The sequence below is a fragment of the Sellimonas caecigallum genome, from assembly GCF_019754295.1.
In the GTDB taxonomy this organism is placed as follows: Bacteria; Bacillota; Clostridia; order Lachnospirales; family Lachnospiraceae; genus Sellimonas; species Sellimonas caecigallum.
The window spans coordinates 121,895-136,768 of sequence record NZ_VIRV01000003.1; the positions used below are offsets into that span (position 1 = coordinate 121,895).

The window sequence follows — 14,874 nt, forward strand, 5'->3', positions numbered from 1 at the left end:
GATCGTGTTAGACTGTGATCTTTTGCAGAAGTTCTTCTGACTTTGTCCCTTTCCCTTTGCTGTAGGCGCAAATCTTGGCATGACAGTCTATAGCCGGGCGCTGATCCACTTCTACCGTGTAACGAATATCCAAAAATATTTCGTCTTCCTCTATCGTAATATCAAGCCCTGTCGTCCATATATCAAAAAACACCTGTCCAAACGGAGTGCTGTAGCATGTAAGCGCTCTTCTGTCTTTTTCAAAAAACAGCATTCCTCCCATTTGTCCGTTTTTCATGATCTCTACTGTCTTTTCTTTTTCGTTTATCTTGATCTTGCTTTTGACAATCTTTTTACCGCCGCGAGAAGCCTCGTCGTATACGAAATAATGTTTTCCATTTTTAAAGAAATAATCAGCAGGAACAACAAATTCCACTGACTCCGCATCTTTTTCCTTTGATCCATTTTCCAAACTCTCCGCATGTATTCCTGTTATCTGAAGTAGTATTTCTCTTGTCATCTTCCCTGCCATCTCCTAATATTCTTCTATATTGATCTGCTGTGTCGTCCGGATATCGTATGGAAGGATAGAGTTGGCAAAGTGCTTGAACTTGTCTGCCGCATCACTCACATAGAACTCATAGGAACCGTTTGCACAAGATTCCTCTTGTTTATCCGGATCTATGTCTTTTCCGACATTTTGGATGCCCAGTTCTTTTAAAAGCACTTTCAATTCCATTGCCGTCTCATATGCCGGATTGACCAGCCGGATCTCCTCCCCCAGATATTTCATAATTTTGGACCGTAGCAGCGGATAGTGGGTACACCCAAGAATCATCGTATCAATCCCGGATTCTTTCATAGACGCCAGATAATAATCAATCACTTCCTCCGAAATCCGATGCTTGGCAAACCCTTCCTCTACCAGAGGTACAAAAAGGGGGCATGGTTTCCCGATTACCTCTACATCCGGATCCATTTCCCGGATTGTCCGGGAGTACATCTTGCTGCGTATCGTCGCCTCTGTCCCGATGACTCCTACTTTCTTATTGGATGTGGCCTGGACAGCAGCTCTGGCACCAGGAACGATCACGCCCATTACCGGTATATCCGTCTCTTTTTTTACAACGTCAAGCGCCAGGGCGCTTGCCGTATTGCAGGCAATAACGATCGCTTTCACATCCCTTGTTTTCAGAAAACGGATGATCTGTCTGCTGTAACGGATAATGTTGTCCCTGGATTTACTCCCGTACGGCACTCTGGCGGTATCTCCGAAATACACCATATTCTCATCCGGAAGCTGCCTCATGATTTCCCTTGTCACGGTCAGTCCGCCGACCCCGGAATCGAACACTCCGATCGGAGCCGTTCTTTTATTATCTATACTCACTCTTTTTTTCTCCTTATCACTCTTCTGCCTTTCATTTTACAATCTCTCTTTTTATTTTTCAAGGCAAAAAGCAAAATGCTGCAAAAGCACACACTTTTACAGCATTCTGTCTCTATCTTTTGTCTGTTCCTATTATTAGATGGAAAGACCTTTTGCGATATCATACTGATAAGCCGGGATTGCTTTTTGCATATCCAGCGCCTCGTCGATATCGAAATCTACATATTCCCCATGCTTATATCCTACGACACGGTTTGTCTTACCTTCCATAAGAAGCTGTACCGCTTTTGCTCCCATGATAGACGCATATACACGGTCTTTTGCTGTCGGGCTTCCTCCCCGCTGCATGTATCCTAGAATCGTAGCTCTCGTCTCCATTCCCGTGGCTTCCTCGATCTTTCTTGCAAGATTTGCGGAATCGCCTACACCTTCGGCATTGATGATGATGTAATGCTTCTTTCCACGTTTTCTGTTCTCTGTGATATCCTGAATGATCTGTTCTTCATTGTAATCATGCTCTTCCGGAAGAAGGATCTTTTCCGCTCCATTGGCAATACCGCACCACAGAGCCAGGTATCCCGCATCGCGTCCCATTACTTCCACAACACTGCATCTTTCATGGGATGTAGATGTATCGCGCACTTTATCGATCGCTTCCATCGCTGTGTTCACAGCAGTGTCAAATCCGATCGTGTATTCTGTGCAGGCGATATCCATATCGATGGTTCCCGGGATTCCGATCGTGTTTACTCCAAGATTGGACAGCGCTCTGGCTCCTTTGAAAGAACCGTCTCCACCAATGACCACAAGCCCGTCAATCTCATATTTTTTACAGATTGCTGCTGCTTTCTGCTGTCCTTCTTCTGTACACATGTCCAGACATCTTGCAGTCTGAAGGATCGTACCTCCTCTTTGGATTGTATCTGAAACATCACGTGCCGTCATGTCAATAATATCTTCATTTAAAAGTCCTGAATATCCTCTGCGGATACCTCTGACTTTAACTCCATTTCCAAGTGCTGTTCTTACAACTGCACGGATAGCCGCATTCATACCAGGCGCATCGCCGCCGCTCGTTAAAACACCAATTGTTCTGATTTGTTTTGCCATCGTCTTTCCCTCCATAAGGTTTCCTTGTTGAATGTGTTTTTGTTCTTCTGAATGTTCTCAACATATTTTAAACTATTTATTTTGCTTTTTCAATATTTTTCCTATATCTTCGACTTTTCGACTACTTTCACGCGTTCATTCCCGAAATAGTTCGTCAATCTGCTCATGAGTTCTTCTGAAATCTCCACATTTTTCCCCGCAGGAAGCTGTTTGACAGCACGTTCCTTTTTACAGTAGATGAACACTTTGTCCTGCCCCTCGCTCATATGGAGCATAGAATAAAGAAGAAGTTCTTCCTGCAAAAACGTCTCCTTATCCGGGTATTGGATCCAAAGTTCTTTTGACGTCTGTTCAAAAGGAATAATGGATTCACAGATCAGCTTGCTGGCCGATTCATCCTCCTCAGACACCCTTCCCCGCACAAATACTTTTCTGTCCACTTCCAGATATTGCTGATTTTTCTCGTAGTCTTTCGGGAAAATAACAACCTCCACCGTACCGAGAAGATCTTCCAGAGTAATAAACGCCATCACTTTGTTCGTCTTTGTGTATTTGATCGTACGGCTCGTGATCATGCCTCCTACTGTCTCTTTTGCTCCGTCCCGTACTTTCGTATGTCCTGTTTCCTGATCATACTGAAAGTCATAGGTTGTGGCGGAGATTCCACGCTTCCATTTTTCTTCATACTCTTCGAGCGGATGGCCGCTTACATAAATCCCAAGGACTTCTTTTTCAAAAGCCAGCATCGTCTCTTTCTCATATTCCCCTACATCAGGAAATCGGATGTCAAACTCCTTTTTCTGTTCTTCATCTACAATGTCAAAAAGGCTCAGCTGTCCAGCCATGGAATATTTTTTCTCCTGGTTTACCTGGTCAAGGATCTGGATGTAGACCATCATATGCTGCTTTCTTGTCCCTGCAAAACAGTCAAACGCACCGGATTTGATGAAATTTTCGATGGTTCTTTTGTTGATTTCTTTTCCCGACGTGCGCTCCACGAAATCACGGAGATTTTTGAATTCTCCGCGCATGCTCCTTTCTGCCAGAATATCTTCGATGACAGAGCGGCCAATACTTTTGATGGCTGCAAGACCATACCGTATATTGCTGCCATCCACAGAAAAGTCCCCATATCCTTTATTTATATCCGGCGGGAGCAGTTTTATTCCCATTTCTTTGCAGGAATAGATATATTCCGCCACTTTGTTTGGATTATCGATGACAGATGTCATGAGAGCAGCCATGAATTCCACAGGGTAATAGTATTTCAGATAAGCGGTCTGGTAAGAAACGACAGCGTAAGCGGCGGCATGGGATTTATTGAACGCATATTTCGCAAAATCGATCATCTCATCATAAATCTTATTGGCCGTCTGCTCGCCAATACCATTTGCGATACATCCCGGCACCCCTTCTTCCGGATTGCCATAGACAAAGTTCTGGCGCTCCTTTTCCATCACATCAGCCTTTTTCTTTGACATCGCACGGCGAAGCAGATCACTTCGCCCGAGTGTATATCCTCCCAGATCCCGAACGATCTGCATGACCTGTTCCTGGTATACGATACATCCGTATGTGGCTTCCAGGATCGGTTTTAGCTGCGGGCAATCGTATGTGATCTCATCCGGATGATTTTTTCCCCGGATATACTGAGGGATAAAGTCCATCGGGCCTGGACGATAAAGAGAAATGCCAGCTATGATATCTTCCAGATTCTGCGGTTTCAGTTCTTTCATGAAGTTTTTCATACCTGAACTTTCCAGCTGGAACACTCCGTCCGTCTTGCCAGTGCCAAGGGAATCCAGGACCGCTTTGTCATTGTAGTCGATCTTATCGATATCGATCTCTTTTCCGGTACTTTTTTCTGCCAGCTTTACCGCATTTTGAATCACAGTGAGGGTCCGAAGCCCCAGGAAATCCATTTTCAGCAGTCCCAGCTCCTCCAGCGTCGTCATCGTAAACTGGGTCGTCACAGAGTTGTCGGCTCCAAGAGACAGCGGCACATACTCATCGATGGCTTTTTGACTGATAACGACTCCCGCCGCGTGCATGGATGTATGACGCGGCAGACCTTCCAGACGTTTACTCATATCGATGAGTTCCCGGACCTGTTCGTCTGTCTCGTACACTTTCCGAAGCTCCGGGTTTTTCGTCAGAGCCAGGTTAAGCGTCATATTCAGCTCTGTCGGAATCATCTTCGCAATCCCATCTACAAATGCATATGGAAGATCCATAACACGCCCCACATCACGGATTACTCCCCTCGCCGCCATCGTACCAAAAGTCACGATCTGTACGACACGGTCTGCACCATATTTTCTCCCTACATAGTCGATGACTTCCTGTCTTCTCTCAAAACAAAAATCCACGTCAATATCCGGCATCGTGACACGCTCCGGATTGAGAAAACGTTCAAAGAGAAGATTGTATCGGATGGGGTCAATACTCGTGATGCCAAGGCAGTAAGATACGATGCTTCCTGCAGCCGATCCACGCCCAGGTCCCACTATAATATCGTTGTCCCTGGCGTATTTGATAAAGTCCCATACGATCAGGAAATAGTCTACATACCCCATGGATCTTATGATGCCAAGCTCATATTCCAGCCTCTCTTTCAGCTCTTTTGGCTTCTCCGGATACCGCCTTGCAAACCCTTCCAGGCAGAGCTTTCGGAGATATTCCCAGGAGGTATAACCTTCCGGGACATCATATTTCGGGAGTTTTGTCACGCCGAACTCAATCTCCACATGGCATCGGTCTGCAATCTTCTGTGTGTTTTCAATTGCCTGAAGGGCATACGGAAAGAGCTCTTTCATCTCCTCCTCGCTTTTGACATAATACTGTCCGCCTTCATATCTCATCCTGTTCTCATCAGCCAATTTTTTTCCTGTCTGTATACAAAGAAGGATATCATGAGGCTTCTCATCTTCAGCGTAAGTGTAATGGACATCATTTGTGGCCACAAGTTCGATCCCCGTCTCCTGTGCAAGGCGTAAAAGTCCTTGATTTGCTGTCTTCTGCAGACTCATCCCGTGGTCCTGGAGCTCAAGGAAAAAATTTCCCTTTCCAAAAATTTCTTCGTACTCATAGGCTGCCTTTTTCGCTTCTTCATAGAGCCCTCTCACGAGATTCTTCTGTACTTCTCCCGCGAGACAAGCACTCAGGGCAATGATCCCTTTGCTGTACTTTCTCAAAAGTTCCTTATCTACCCTCGGCTTATAGTAATATCCTTCTGTAAACCCCCGTGATACGATCTTGATCAAATTGTGATATCCTTCGTCATTCTCCGCAAGGAGGACGAGATGATAATAGCGGTCGTCACTGTGCCCGGTTTCCCTGTCAAACCTGGACTCCGGAGCTACATAAACCTCACATCCGAGAATCGGATTGATCCCTGCTTTCTTTGCCTCTTTATAAAAATCGATCACGCCGAACATGACGCCGTGATCGGTAATCGCTGCACTGTTCATGCCAAGTTCTTTGACTCTCGCCACATATTCCTTTATCTTGTTGGAACCGTCCAGAAGGCTGTATTCTGTATGTACATGCAAATGTGCAAAACTCATGCTTTTCCTCCTAATCCTTCTTGTCTTGAACACTTTCTATCAGAATAAAAAGGCCGGGGAACGCACCCCGGCCTTTTTATCATTTCTTAACCGTTAATCATGAAATTGACAAGTTTGTCAATGTCTTCTTTTTCGTATGCGATGATCTCCAGTTCCGGGATCTCTCCGCCGGAAAAAATATTTGCCATGGAAACGTACTGAGATAACTTGGACTTCAGATTCAGTCTGTCTCCTTCTCCTGTAACCAGCTCCACTCTTCCGCTGCAGCTGTCTACTACTTCAAAAAACTTGTCGATATTTGTGATATTCTGTACTTTCATCTTTTCACTCCTTTACAGCTTTCCCTGTACCTTCGCCTTTAAGTATACCTTATCTCATGCGAATTGCAATATCCTTTTCCCGAATTTCTATTTTTTTCTCTTTCAGCAGACGTCCCACTGCTCTTTTGAATTCATTTTTGCTCATAGCAAATTCTGTCCGGATGACTTCCGGAGAAGCCTTGTCTGTAAATGGGATCCGTCCGCCATGCTGTTCCATATAATCCATCAGTTTCGCCGCATCCACATCCATCTGAATAAATGCCTTTTCCCGAACACTCAGGTCCAGTTTCCCGTCCTCTTTTACTGCTGCCACTCTGGCACGAACTGTCTCCCCTGTGCGGTATTCCCGGAAGAGTTCCCGTTTCGGGATCAAGGCAGAATACATACCGTCTACCGCCACGAAAACACCGAAACGATCGCTTACTTCGTAGATGATACCCTCTACCATGTCATCTTTTTGGTACGGGGAATCTGTACGGAGCTTGTCATACACTTTCATAGTTGCACAAAGCCGCTCGCTTTTATCGATATAAAGACTTACAAGGCACTTGTCCCCGACTTTCACGCGTGTTGTCTGCTCTTTAAACGGGAGGAAAAGGTCTTTTTCAAGTCCCCAGTCCAAAAATGCTCCATTTTTCCCTGTATCTACGACCTCCAGCACACCCAGTTCTCCCAGTGTGAGTTTTGGTTCTTTTGTCGTCGCAATGAGCCGATCGCTGGAATCTTTATACAGAAAGACCTCCACCGGATCGCCTGGCTCCACTCCTTCCGGCACCTGCTTTTTCGGCAGAAGTACGCGCTCTTTTTCAGAGCCAAGGTAGACTCCAAAATCTACTTCCTTCTCAATGACCAATACCTGTTTTTCTCCTAATTTCATCTTTCTTCTCCTTTGTCCTCCAGTTCAATGACTGCATACGGTTTTCCATCTTTGTCACAAAGCGCTGCTCTGTAAAGTTCTCCTGTATCTTCTAAAACCGGGTAAATGATATCCCCGTAGACGGCCGAGTTTTTATATTCTGCCCGAAGCTTTCGGATATCGAGAGTTCTTCCAAGTTCTTCTTCCAGCTCCTCTACCGCCATCTGCACGTACTGACAATTGTTTACATGCTGGTTTGTATCAATCTGATATTTTCTTACCGGGAATGGTTCCCTTTTTATTCCGGATTTCGGCGCCGGTACTTTTCGGGATGCATAATTCATCGGATAAGGATCGTTTATCCCATATTTTTCCACTTCTTCCTCACTTGGTTTTGCCGGCCGTCCAGTTGTTGTGTCGATATAGACCCAGACAGAATTGGCATAAGCCACGTCTATCCCTTCTTCATCTGTCATAACAAAATTCCGTTCTCCAAAAAAACTCCGGAATCCGGACGCCCACGTTGACACATGGACATACTCCCCAAGTCTTGGATAACGCTTTACTTCTACCTGCCAGGCAGAAAGTACCCATGCCCTGTTTTTCTCTTTCAGATACATCGTTCCAAGCTTCAGATCTTCCGACTGAAAAATACTGATATCCTGAAAATGGTCGATGATCCCGGAAAGAGTAATATATCCGCCGTTTCCAACCTCGCTGAATCGGATCCTTTCCTTCCTTTCGTACTTCATGATACACCCTCTTTTCACTCTTTATTTCTGTTCTTCCACAAAGCTTCTTTCCGCAGTTATGACACACTGATATCTCGAATCCAAATGGTGTATTTTTTCCATCACAAGATGGAGAAGCGCTGTCTCCTGATCTTTCTGGTATCCGTGCGGAACGATCATATCAAAGATCAGATTGATCTGATTTTCGCCGGACACCATCCGGAAATCATGGATGCTGGCAAGGGGTTCTGTCTCCGCCACGATCTTTTCCACCTGTTCTTTTGCACTTATCACTTTCTCATCTTTTGTCTCTACCGGATCCATGTGGATCAGCAGATAAATTCCCAGGTATTTCCTGGCCTCCCGCTCAATACGGTCGATAATTTCGTGAGATGTCTCGATCCCGACGTCATTTGGCACTTCTGCATGAATCGACGCCATACTCCTGCCCGGCCCATAATTATGTACAAGAAGATCATGGGTTCCCACAATCCCGTCATATCCTTCCACAAATTTCGTGATCTCATCGTACGTCTCCGTCGGCACAGCCTCGCCGATCAGCGGTTTGAGCGTGTCTTTTGCGATACCCACACCGGCCCACATGACGACAAGCGCCACTCCTATCCCGACGAATCCATCGATATTGATTCCGGAAATCCGATAGAAAAGAAGGGATAGAATCGTCGCTCCAGTTGTTACCACATCGCCCATGGCGTCCGCTGCCGTGGCCATCATCACTTTTGAATCAATCCTTTTTCCCAGCTTTTTGTTAAATGCCGCCATCCACAGTTTGACACCGATAGATAATACAAGTATGATAACGGAAAATGTGCTGAATTTCAAGATTTCCGGATTTGTAATTTTCCTGAATGCATCTTTAAAAAAGGTAAACCCCACCTGGAGGACGATAAACGCTACTACAAGAGCTGATATATACTCGATCCTTCCATGTCCAAACGGATGTTCTTCGTCAGCAGGTTTTTCCGCCATTTTCACGCCAACAAGGCCGATGACGGAAGATCCTGCGTCAGATAGGTTGTTAAAGGCATCCGCCGTGACGGATACACTGTTCATTATGATTCCTGCCGCCGCCTTGATGAGAAATAAAAATACATTGCAAAAGATGCCTGCTGCACTTGCAAGCACCCCGTATGCCGTGCGCACAGACACCTTCTGCGTATCTTGATAGTCTTTTACAAAATGTCTTACCAAAAACTCTGTCATGTTTGCCCCTTTATTCGTCTTTCCTGTCCCCGAAGAAAAACCACCGGATCCGAAATCTGGATGTCGCCGTGACCATATCATACTCGTCATCTGTGAGTACATTCTGGAGCTTCTCCTTCCCTTTTTCTGGGACTACCGCATGGACGGTATCGATAAAACAGAGATTCGGATAGAGAACGCACCACCAGTTTTTCCCGTCCCCATTTCCAATCTCGATGCGGAGCGCCTCGTATGTCCCTGCCGGGAACGTTACATCCCCGTATGTCTTCTCTGGGAAGTCCGTCTTTTCCAGCCGGACTTTTACAGGATAGGAATATCCCTCCTGCTCCACAATCTTTTTCGCCTCTTTTTCAATCTCAGGAATATGAGCTTTCACGAATTCTTTCGTCTCATCTAATGACTCCGTCTCCGGCCCCATTGTCTCTTCCAGATATCCGATAACCTGGTCTTTTACTTTCATCTTCAGATTCTGATCTTCCTTGGTATCACTGTTTGCAAGTACATGGAAGCGCAGCACTTCGTCTGCCATATGTTCCTGTGTTTCCTGCACTTTTGTTTCCACCGCCCTGACTCTTACGACCCCTCCTGTAAGAAGAAGCCCTGCCAAAACCGCCAGTATGATCCTGATATATTTCCCCGGTATATTCATTGTGTATGTACCTCCCGTCTGTTCTTTCTCTAACGGGAGTATTGCCACATCATTCTTCTTTATTCTGTTTTTCCTGATTTTTGTTTGCTCTGATCGTCTCCAGCACAGCCTCCGCCTGCTTGTCAATGTGGCGTCCGATGACTTCTGCCGCTTTTTGCGTTTCTCTGGCCCGAAGAAAACCGATCAATTCTTTGTGTTCCATCGAGATCTGTTCGTGGAACCCCCGGTGCTTCAAGTATTCCACACGAAACCGATACATTTGTTCACTCAGGTTGTTGAGAAGCTGGATCAGCCGTCTGTTGTCCGTGGACTGGTACACGATGTCGTGAAAATGAACATCCGCCTCCGCCAGTTTTGTCACATCTTCGGACACAAGGCAGGCGTCGAATTCTTCCGCTGCACGTTCCAGATCCGAAAGCGCCTCTTCTGTCATCCGCTGGCATCCGAGCTGTACAGCCAGCACTTCCAGCGCCCTTCGTACTTCCAGAACGTCCCTCATGTTCTTTTCCGTTATCTCTGCCACCTCCGCTCCCCGTCTTGGGATCATGAGCACGAGTCCTTCCAGTTCCAGTTTACGTATAGCTTCCCGGATAGGGGTCCTGCTTACCCCAAGTTTGTTTGCGAGCTGTATCTCCATAAGTCTCTCGCCAGGTTTCAGTTCTCCTCTGAGGATGGCCTGGCGCAGTGTGTTAAATACGACATCGCGAAGTGGTAGGTATTCGTTCATCTGTGCTCCAAAATCTGCTTCCATCAGTCATTCCTCCTGTTCCTTCGTACATTGTGGATGGTTGTAGTATAGACTTGTCTGGCTAGTCCTGCCTGCCGGATCCTTTCTCCTGCTTTTCTCGCCGCGCTTCGTTCTTTAAAAAGACCGAACACCGTCGGACCGCTGCCGCTCATCATGGCATTCATCGCCCCCGCCTGTTTCATTTCTCCCTTGATCCGGGAAATAACCGGGCACAGCTCTTCTGTGACTGTCTCCAGTACATTTCCAAGCTTGTCCGCCACAGCTTTCACATTTTGCTCTTCCAGCCCCCGGATAATGCCGTCGATATCCGGGTGTGCCGTAATCTCCCGGGAATCCAGTTTTTCATAAATAGTCTTTGTGCAAATGCTTACAGGTGGTTTTGCGATCAGGACATGGCACTTCGGCATAGGCGGGAGCGGCGTTAAAATTTCTCCGATCCCTTCCGCCAGAACTGTCCCGCGCATCAGACAATACGGTACGTCCGCGCCAAGGAGAACACCCCTTTTTTTCAGTTCTTCCATATTAAGCTGGAATCCAAACAGACGGTTCATTCCAAAGAGCACCGCAGCCGCATCGGCGCTTCCGCCGGCCATCCCTGCCGCCACCGGAATGTGCTTTTTCAGGCAGATCTTTACCCCACCTTCCGGCCGGAATTCGTCCAGCAAAAGCCTGGCCGCCTTGTACGCGATGTTTGACTCATCTGTAGGCAGAAACGTAAGATTCGTGGACACCTGGATCTTTGGCTCTTCTGTCTTTTCGATCGTCACTTCATCGTAAAGATATACTGTCTGCATGACCATCCTGACATCGTGATACCCATTTTCTCTTCTCCCGAGCACATCCAATCCCAAGTTGATTTTTCCCAAAGCTTTTAACTGAATCCGTTCCATCGAATCTCTCCTTTATCCATCCGTGTGCGTATTGAAACGATACCGGAAGGTTCTCTTTCTGCCACCGAAAAAGGGAATCTTCCGGTATGTATTTTGTATACATTACGCTTATAGTATACTCATATTTTCCCTAAAAATCAATATCCGTTCTCCCGCTTTTAACTCCTCATCCTTCAGACCGTTTACCTCCCGGATACTTTCTTCTGTCGTCCCGTATCTCTTTGCCAGATCAAAAAGGTCTTCCCCTTCTTTTACGATGTATCCGACAATGCCCGGCCGTCCTTCTATGTCTTCCATAGACTTCGGTACAGCCTCCGCATTCACAATGAGATTCACTTCTTCCGGTTTTCTCACAAACGCACGAAATGCAGCGGATGCTTTTACTTCCGCTTTTCCTCCTCCGAGAAGGCTTACTGTGATCTGTTCCGGATATCCGTCTACGAAGCACCGGATATGAGGGCCGATCTCCGGGCATTCCAAGAGACAGGAGAATGGCACCATGCCCTGCCATGTGTCAAATGGAATGCTGTCATCCGGCTTTACATACAAAAAGCAGATATGAAGAATCCCTTCTACCCGGATCCCCTTTTCCTCGGCTTCCGTCCGGACAATTTCCATGGTTCCCCCGGTATGACAGATTTGAAAAATATTGTCTTTGAGCTCCGGCAGGGAAAGCGTCTCATGGATGGAACACTTCAGATGATTCTGCATGACCACCTGCTCATACTCTTCCTTCTTTGTGTCCATTGTAATATCCTGTGTCAGAGAGTACATATCCCTCAAAAATTCCTGTTCTCTCTCCTCATACACTGCCGCCCGTACTTCCAGAGTCACTTCCATACCAATGGCTCTCATTTCCCCGTCTTCATCGAGCCTTGGCTCCGCCGTCTCGTCGGTAAATTTTGTATAAATCTGGTGGAACATTGTCTCATCTGCTCCAGGGCAAGGAATCCTTCCCTCGTAACTTACCGTTTCCTCAATCCAGTTCAGCGTCTCATCCGGAGTCTCGTAGAAGCAAAAAACCAGAAGTTCCCCTGATGCGATAAGGCCGTCCTGGACAAGTTTTGTATCCAGCCTTTGAGGCTTGATATCCGTCCAGAGCAGCGATGCGATATTGTCTTTCCCCTTCGGGAGTTTCAGTTCTTCTTTGATGCGGTATGTATCCCGGATCACATTCTGAACCGTAAGGATCTTCCTTGATTCCTTCTTCTTCATGCTGTCCGCAATCCCTTCCACATCTTCTGTGATCTCCCTGTTTTCCCGTTCCTCCGGGACAAGTACAAGTTCAGCCATGGTCCTGATGTTGAGTTTTCTTGAGTGGATCATCGTCACTGTTACATCCGTGCGGCTGCTCCTCGGCACCCACTCTCCCTTTTCTTCCTCCGAGTAGACCATCTCCTCAAACGGTATCTGACCCGACAGCTCAGCAATCTTTTCATCTGCTTCGTCCGTAACATACAAAATGCGGAAAAGCAATTTCCCCTGTACTTTTATATATTTGTCCGCCCGCTTGATCTCCTCCGGCTTCAGTTCTCCTTCCGACAACATGATTTTCCGGATATCTTTGCGATTGTCCGGTACATTATAGTCACTGTCTATGAGAAACTGATCCACTACCGGCTTCCCGCTCCACTGTGTCTGTACCTGTCTTTTTATCAGCTCCATGAACGCCCTCCTATTCTTCGAATACGACCTGCTTGTCATAATAGTCCAGTTTGACTGCCACATATGGGTATGTCTTCTTTTCTGTCACTTTTTCTTTTTCCCCGGGTCCTTCCAGTACGGTCCGTATATGTACGGCCTTCCCCGTCTCATATACATCTGTTACCTGGATACTGTAGCCGCTCGTCTTCTGTTCCCCGTATCCTCTTGCAATATACATTTTCCCTTTGTCCGTATATGTGATTCGGAACGGATTTGCTTTTTTTTCATCGATGGTCTCTTTTAGCTCCTCAGGAAGTTCTTCTTTCCTTATTACAGTAAATTCGAGATCCTGGCGCTTCCCCTCTGCAAGATCCGTGACGGAACATCCGGAGACTACAATACAGCAGAAAAAGGTTACCACCATTGTCTGGATTTTCCGTTTCTTTCTGGACATAAACAGCACCCTTTCGTTTCTCTTTATCATCATACACAGCTCTTCCGTGAAAAATGACAAATACTGATTTCTTTTCTCTGTTTTTTATAGTATAATTGGAAAGAATACTTATCAAAAGGCAAATTCGTCTGCCATATATGATTATCAATTACAGAAAGGGCTGCACGCTATGTTTCGATTTCTATGTATCGTCCTGTTTCTTGTCGTATACCTGATTCTATCCATTCCTGTCTTCTTTGTGGAATGGCTCATAGGGAAGCAAGACAGAGACAAACGGGACCTGTCATCCCTCCGGATCGTCCAGTGGGGATTTCGATGTATCCTGAAGATTACCGGTGTTTCCGTAACTGTCATAGGGGAAGAAAATGTACCCGAAAACGAACCGGTACTTTTCATCGGGAACCACCGAAGTTTCTTTGATATTCTTCTCACATACACGCGGTGCCGCAGCAAAACGGGATATGTGGCAAAAAAAGAAATGGAAAAAATCCCTCTTCTCTCCACATGGATGAAGTTTCTCTACTGTCTGTTTCTGGACCGCCACGACCCGAAAGAAGGGATGAAGACGATCCTCAAGGCCATCGAGTATGTAAAAAATGGGATCAGCATCTGCATCTTCCCGGAAGGAACAAGAAATAAAGGCGAGGAACTTACTCTTCTTCCTTTTAAAGAAGGTTCTTTTAAAATTGCAGATAAAACAGGATGTGCCGTTGTTCCTATCAGTCTCAACAACACGGCCGCCATATTCGAAAATCAATTTCCACGTATCCGGAAAACCCATGTGGTCATCGAGTATGGGAAACCTGTTTATCCAAAAGACCTGGACAGGGAGACGAGAAAGCATCTCGCGCCTTACTTCCAGAATATCGTACAGGAAACGATCACTCGGAATGCCAAACTTGTATAACATTCCATTGAAGCTGCAAAGGGACCGTGACAAACAGTCACAGTCCCTTTTTGTATCTTATTTCATTTTATTTGATCTGACTTTTCTTTTACTTACATGCCAGAAAATCTTCCACCGCTTTAACTGACGCGGCCTCATCTTCTCCTTCGGCCACAATCTCTACTTCTGTCCCTTCTGAAAGCCCAAATGCCATCACTCCCATCATACTTTTCGCATTTACCTGTTTGCTTCCGCTTTTTAGTAATATCCTGCTTTGAAACTGGCATGCAATACGAACCAGTTCCGTGATGGGATTGTCGTATACCTTTCCAAGATCCCCGGCTGTCGCTTTGCTTGTGGTCATATTGTTGTCCTCCTTTCACGCAAAAATTACCCTGTATGTTATTTAAAAATTATTATATACCGG

General features: G+C 46.1%; 15 protein-coding genes. 1 reads left to right on the top strand and 14 read right to left on the bottom strand.

Annotated features, from left to right (window positions below; translation table 11 throughout):
- Nucleotides 1–7 precede the first annotated feature (7 nt).
- The 13 genes from FLB61_RS04020 to FLB61_RS04080 form a co-directional block, all read right to left on the bottom strand.
- Complete coding sequence (locus FLB61_RS04020; protein WP_158096539.1) at nucleotides 8–499, bottom strand: YwiB family protein; 492 nt, start codon at nucleotides 497–499, stop codon at nucleotides 8–10.
- Between the two features lie 15 nt (nucleotides 500–514).
- Nucleotides 515–1,369 (bottom strand): glutamate racemase, encoded by an 855-nt coding sequence (gene murI, locus FLB61_RS04025; protein WP_087201148.1) that lies wholly within the window; start codon nucleotides 1,367–1,369, stop codon nucleotides 515–517.
- A gap of 135 nt (nucleotides 1,370–1,504) precedes the next feature.
- Complete coding sequence (pfkA, locus tag FLB61_RS04030) at nucleotides 1,505–2,479, bottom strand: 6-phosphofructokinase (RefSeq protein ID WP_221919452.1); 975 nt, start codon at nucleotides 2,477–2,479, stop codon at nucleotides 1,505–1,507.
- 101 nt (nucleotides 2,480–2,580) lie between these two features.
- On the bottom strand, nucleotides 2,581–6,045 hold the full coding sequence (locus FLB61_RS04035; RefSeq protein WP_221919453.1) for a DNA polymerase III subunit alpha: 3,465 nt from the start codon (nucleotides 6,043–6,045) through the stop codon (nucleotides 2,581–2,583).
- Between the two features lie 86 nt (nucleotides 6,046–6,131).
- On the bottom strand, nucleotides 6,132–6,365 hold the full coding sequence (locus FLB61_RS04040; RefSeq protein WP_087213076.1) for a polya polymerase: 234 nt from the start codon (nucleotides 6,363–6,365) through the stop codon (nucleotides 6,132–6,134).
- A gap of 49 nt (nucleotides 6,366–6,414) precedes the next feature.
- Entirely contained in the window at nucleotides 6,415–7,242 is an 828-nt protein-coding gene (locus FLB61_RS04045) for a CvfB family protein (protein WP_087201155.1), read from the bottom strand.
- Entirely contained in the window at nucleotides 7,239–7,973 is a 735-nt protein-coding gene (locus FLB61_RS04050) for an acyl-[acyl-carrier-protein] thioesterase (protein ID WP_087213080.1), read from the bottom strand. Before FLB61_RS04050 ends, FLB61_RS04045 begins: the two co-directional genes overlap by 4 nt.
- A 21-nt stretch (nucleotides 7,974–7,994) precedes the next feature.
- A complete protein-coding gene (locus tag FLB61_RS04055) occupies nucleotides 7,995–9,176 on the bottom strand; it encodes a cation diffusion facilitator family transporter (RefSeq protein ID WP_221919472.1) in 1,182 nt (393 codons plus the stop codon).
- Between the two features lie 10 nt (nucleotides 9,177–9,186).
- Entirely contained in the window at nucleotides 9,187–9,825 is a 639-nt protein-coding gene (gene spoIIR, locus FLB61_RS04060) for a stage II sporulation protein R (protein WP_087201287.1), read from the bottom strand.
- Between the two features lie 49 nt (nucleotides 9,826–9,874).
- Entirely contained in the window at nucleotides 9,875–10,576 is a 702-nt protein-coding gene (locus tag FLB61_RS04065) for a GntR family transcriptional regulator (protein ID WP_087201162.1), read from the bottom strand.
- Nucleotides 10,576–11,463, bottom strand: a complete 888-nt coding sequence (gene ispE, locus FLB61_RS04070; RefSeq protein ID WP_221919454.1) for a 4-(cytidine 5'-diphospho)-2-C-methyl-D-erythritol kinase — start codon at nucleotides 11,461–11,463, stop codon at nucleotides 10,576–10,578. Before ispE ends, FLB61_RS04065 begins: the two co-directional genes overlap by 1 nt.
- A gap of 108 nt (nucleotides 11,464–11,571) precedes the next feature.
- A complete protein-coding gene (locus tag FLB61_RS04075; RefSeq protein WP_087201166.1) occupies nucleotides 11,572–13,128 on the bottom strand; it encodes a DUF3794 and LysM peptidoglycan-binding domain-containing protein in 1,557 nt (518 codons plus the stop codon).
- A 10-nt stretch (nucleotides 13,129–13,138) separates the two neighbouring features.
- Nucleotides 13,139–13,594, bottom strand: coding sequence for a protease complex subunit PrcB family protein (locus tag FLB61_RS04080; RefSeq protein WP_246599100.1), 456 nt, complete (start codon nucleotides 13,592–13,594; stop codon nucleotides 13,139–13,141).
- 136 nt (nucleotides 13,595–13,730) lie between these two features.
- Between FLB61_RS04080 and FLB61_RS04085 the strand changes: the two genes are divergently transcribed.
- A complete protein-coding gene (locus FLB61_RS04085; protein WP_087213091.1) occupies nucleotides 13,731–14,468 on the top strand; it encodes a lysophospholipid acyltransferase family protein in 738 nt (245 codons plus the stop codon).
- Between the two features lie 88 nt (nucleotides 14,469–14,556).
- Here the strand turns inward: FLB61_RS04085 and FLB61_RS04090 are convergent, their stop codons facing one another.
- A complete protein-coding gene (locus FLB61_RS04090; RefSeq protein WP_087201172.1) occupies nucleotides 14,557–14,811 on the bottom strand; it encodes an HPr family phosphocarrier protein in 255 nt (84 codons plus the stop codon).
- Between the last annotated feature and the right edge of the window lie 63 nt (nucleotides 14,812–14,874).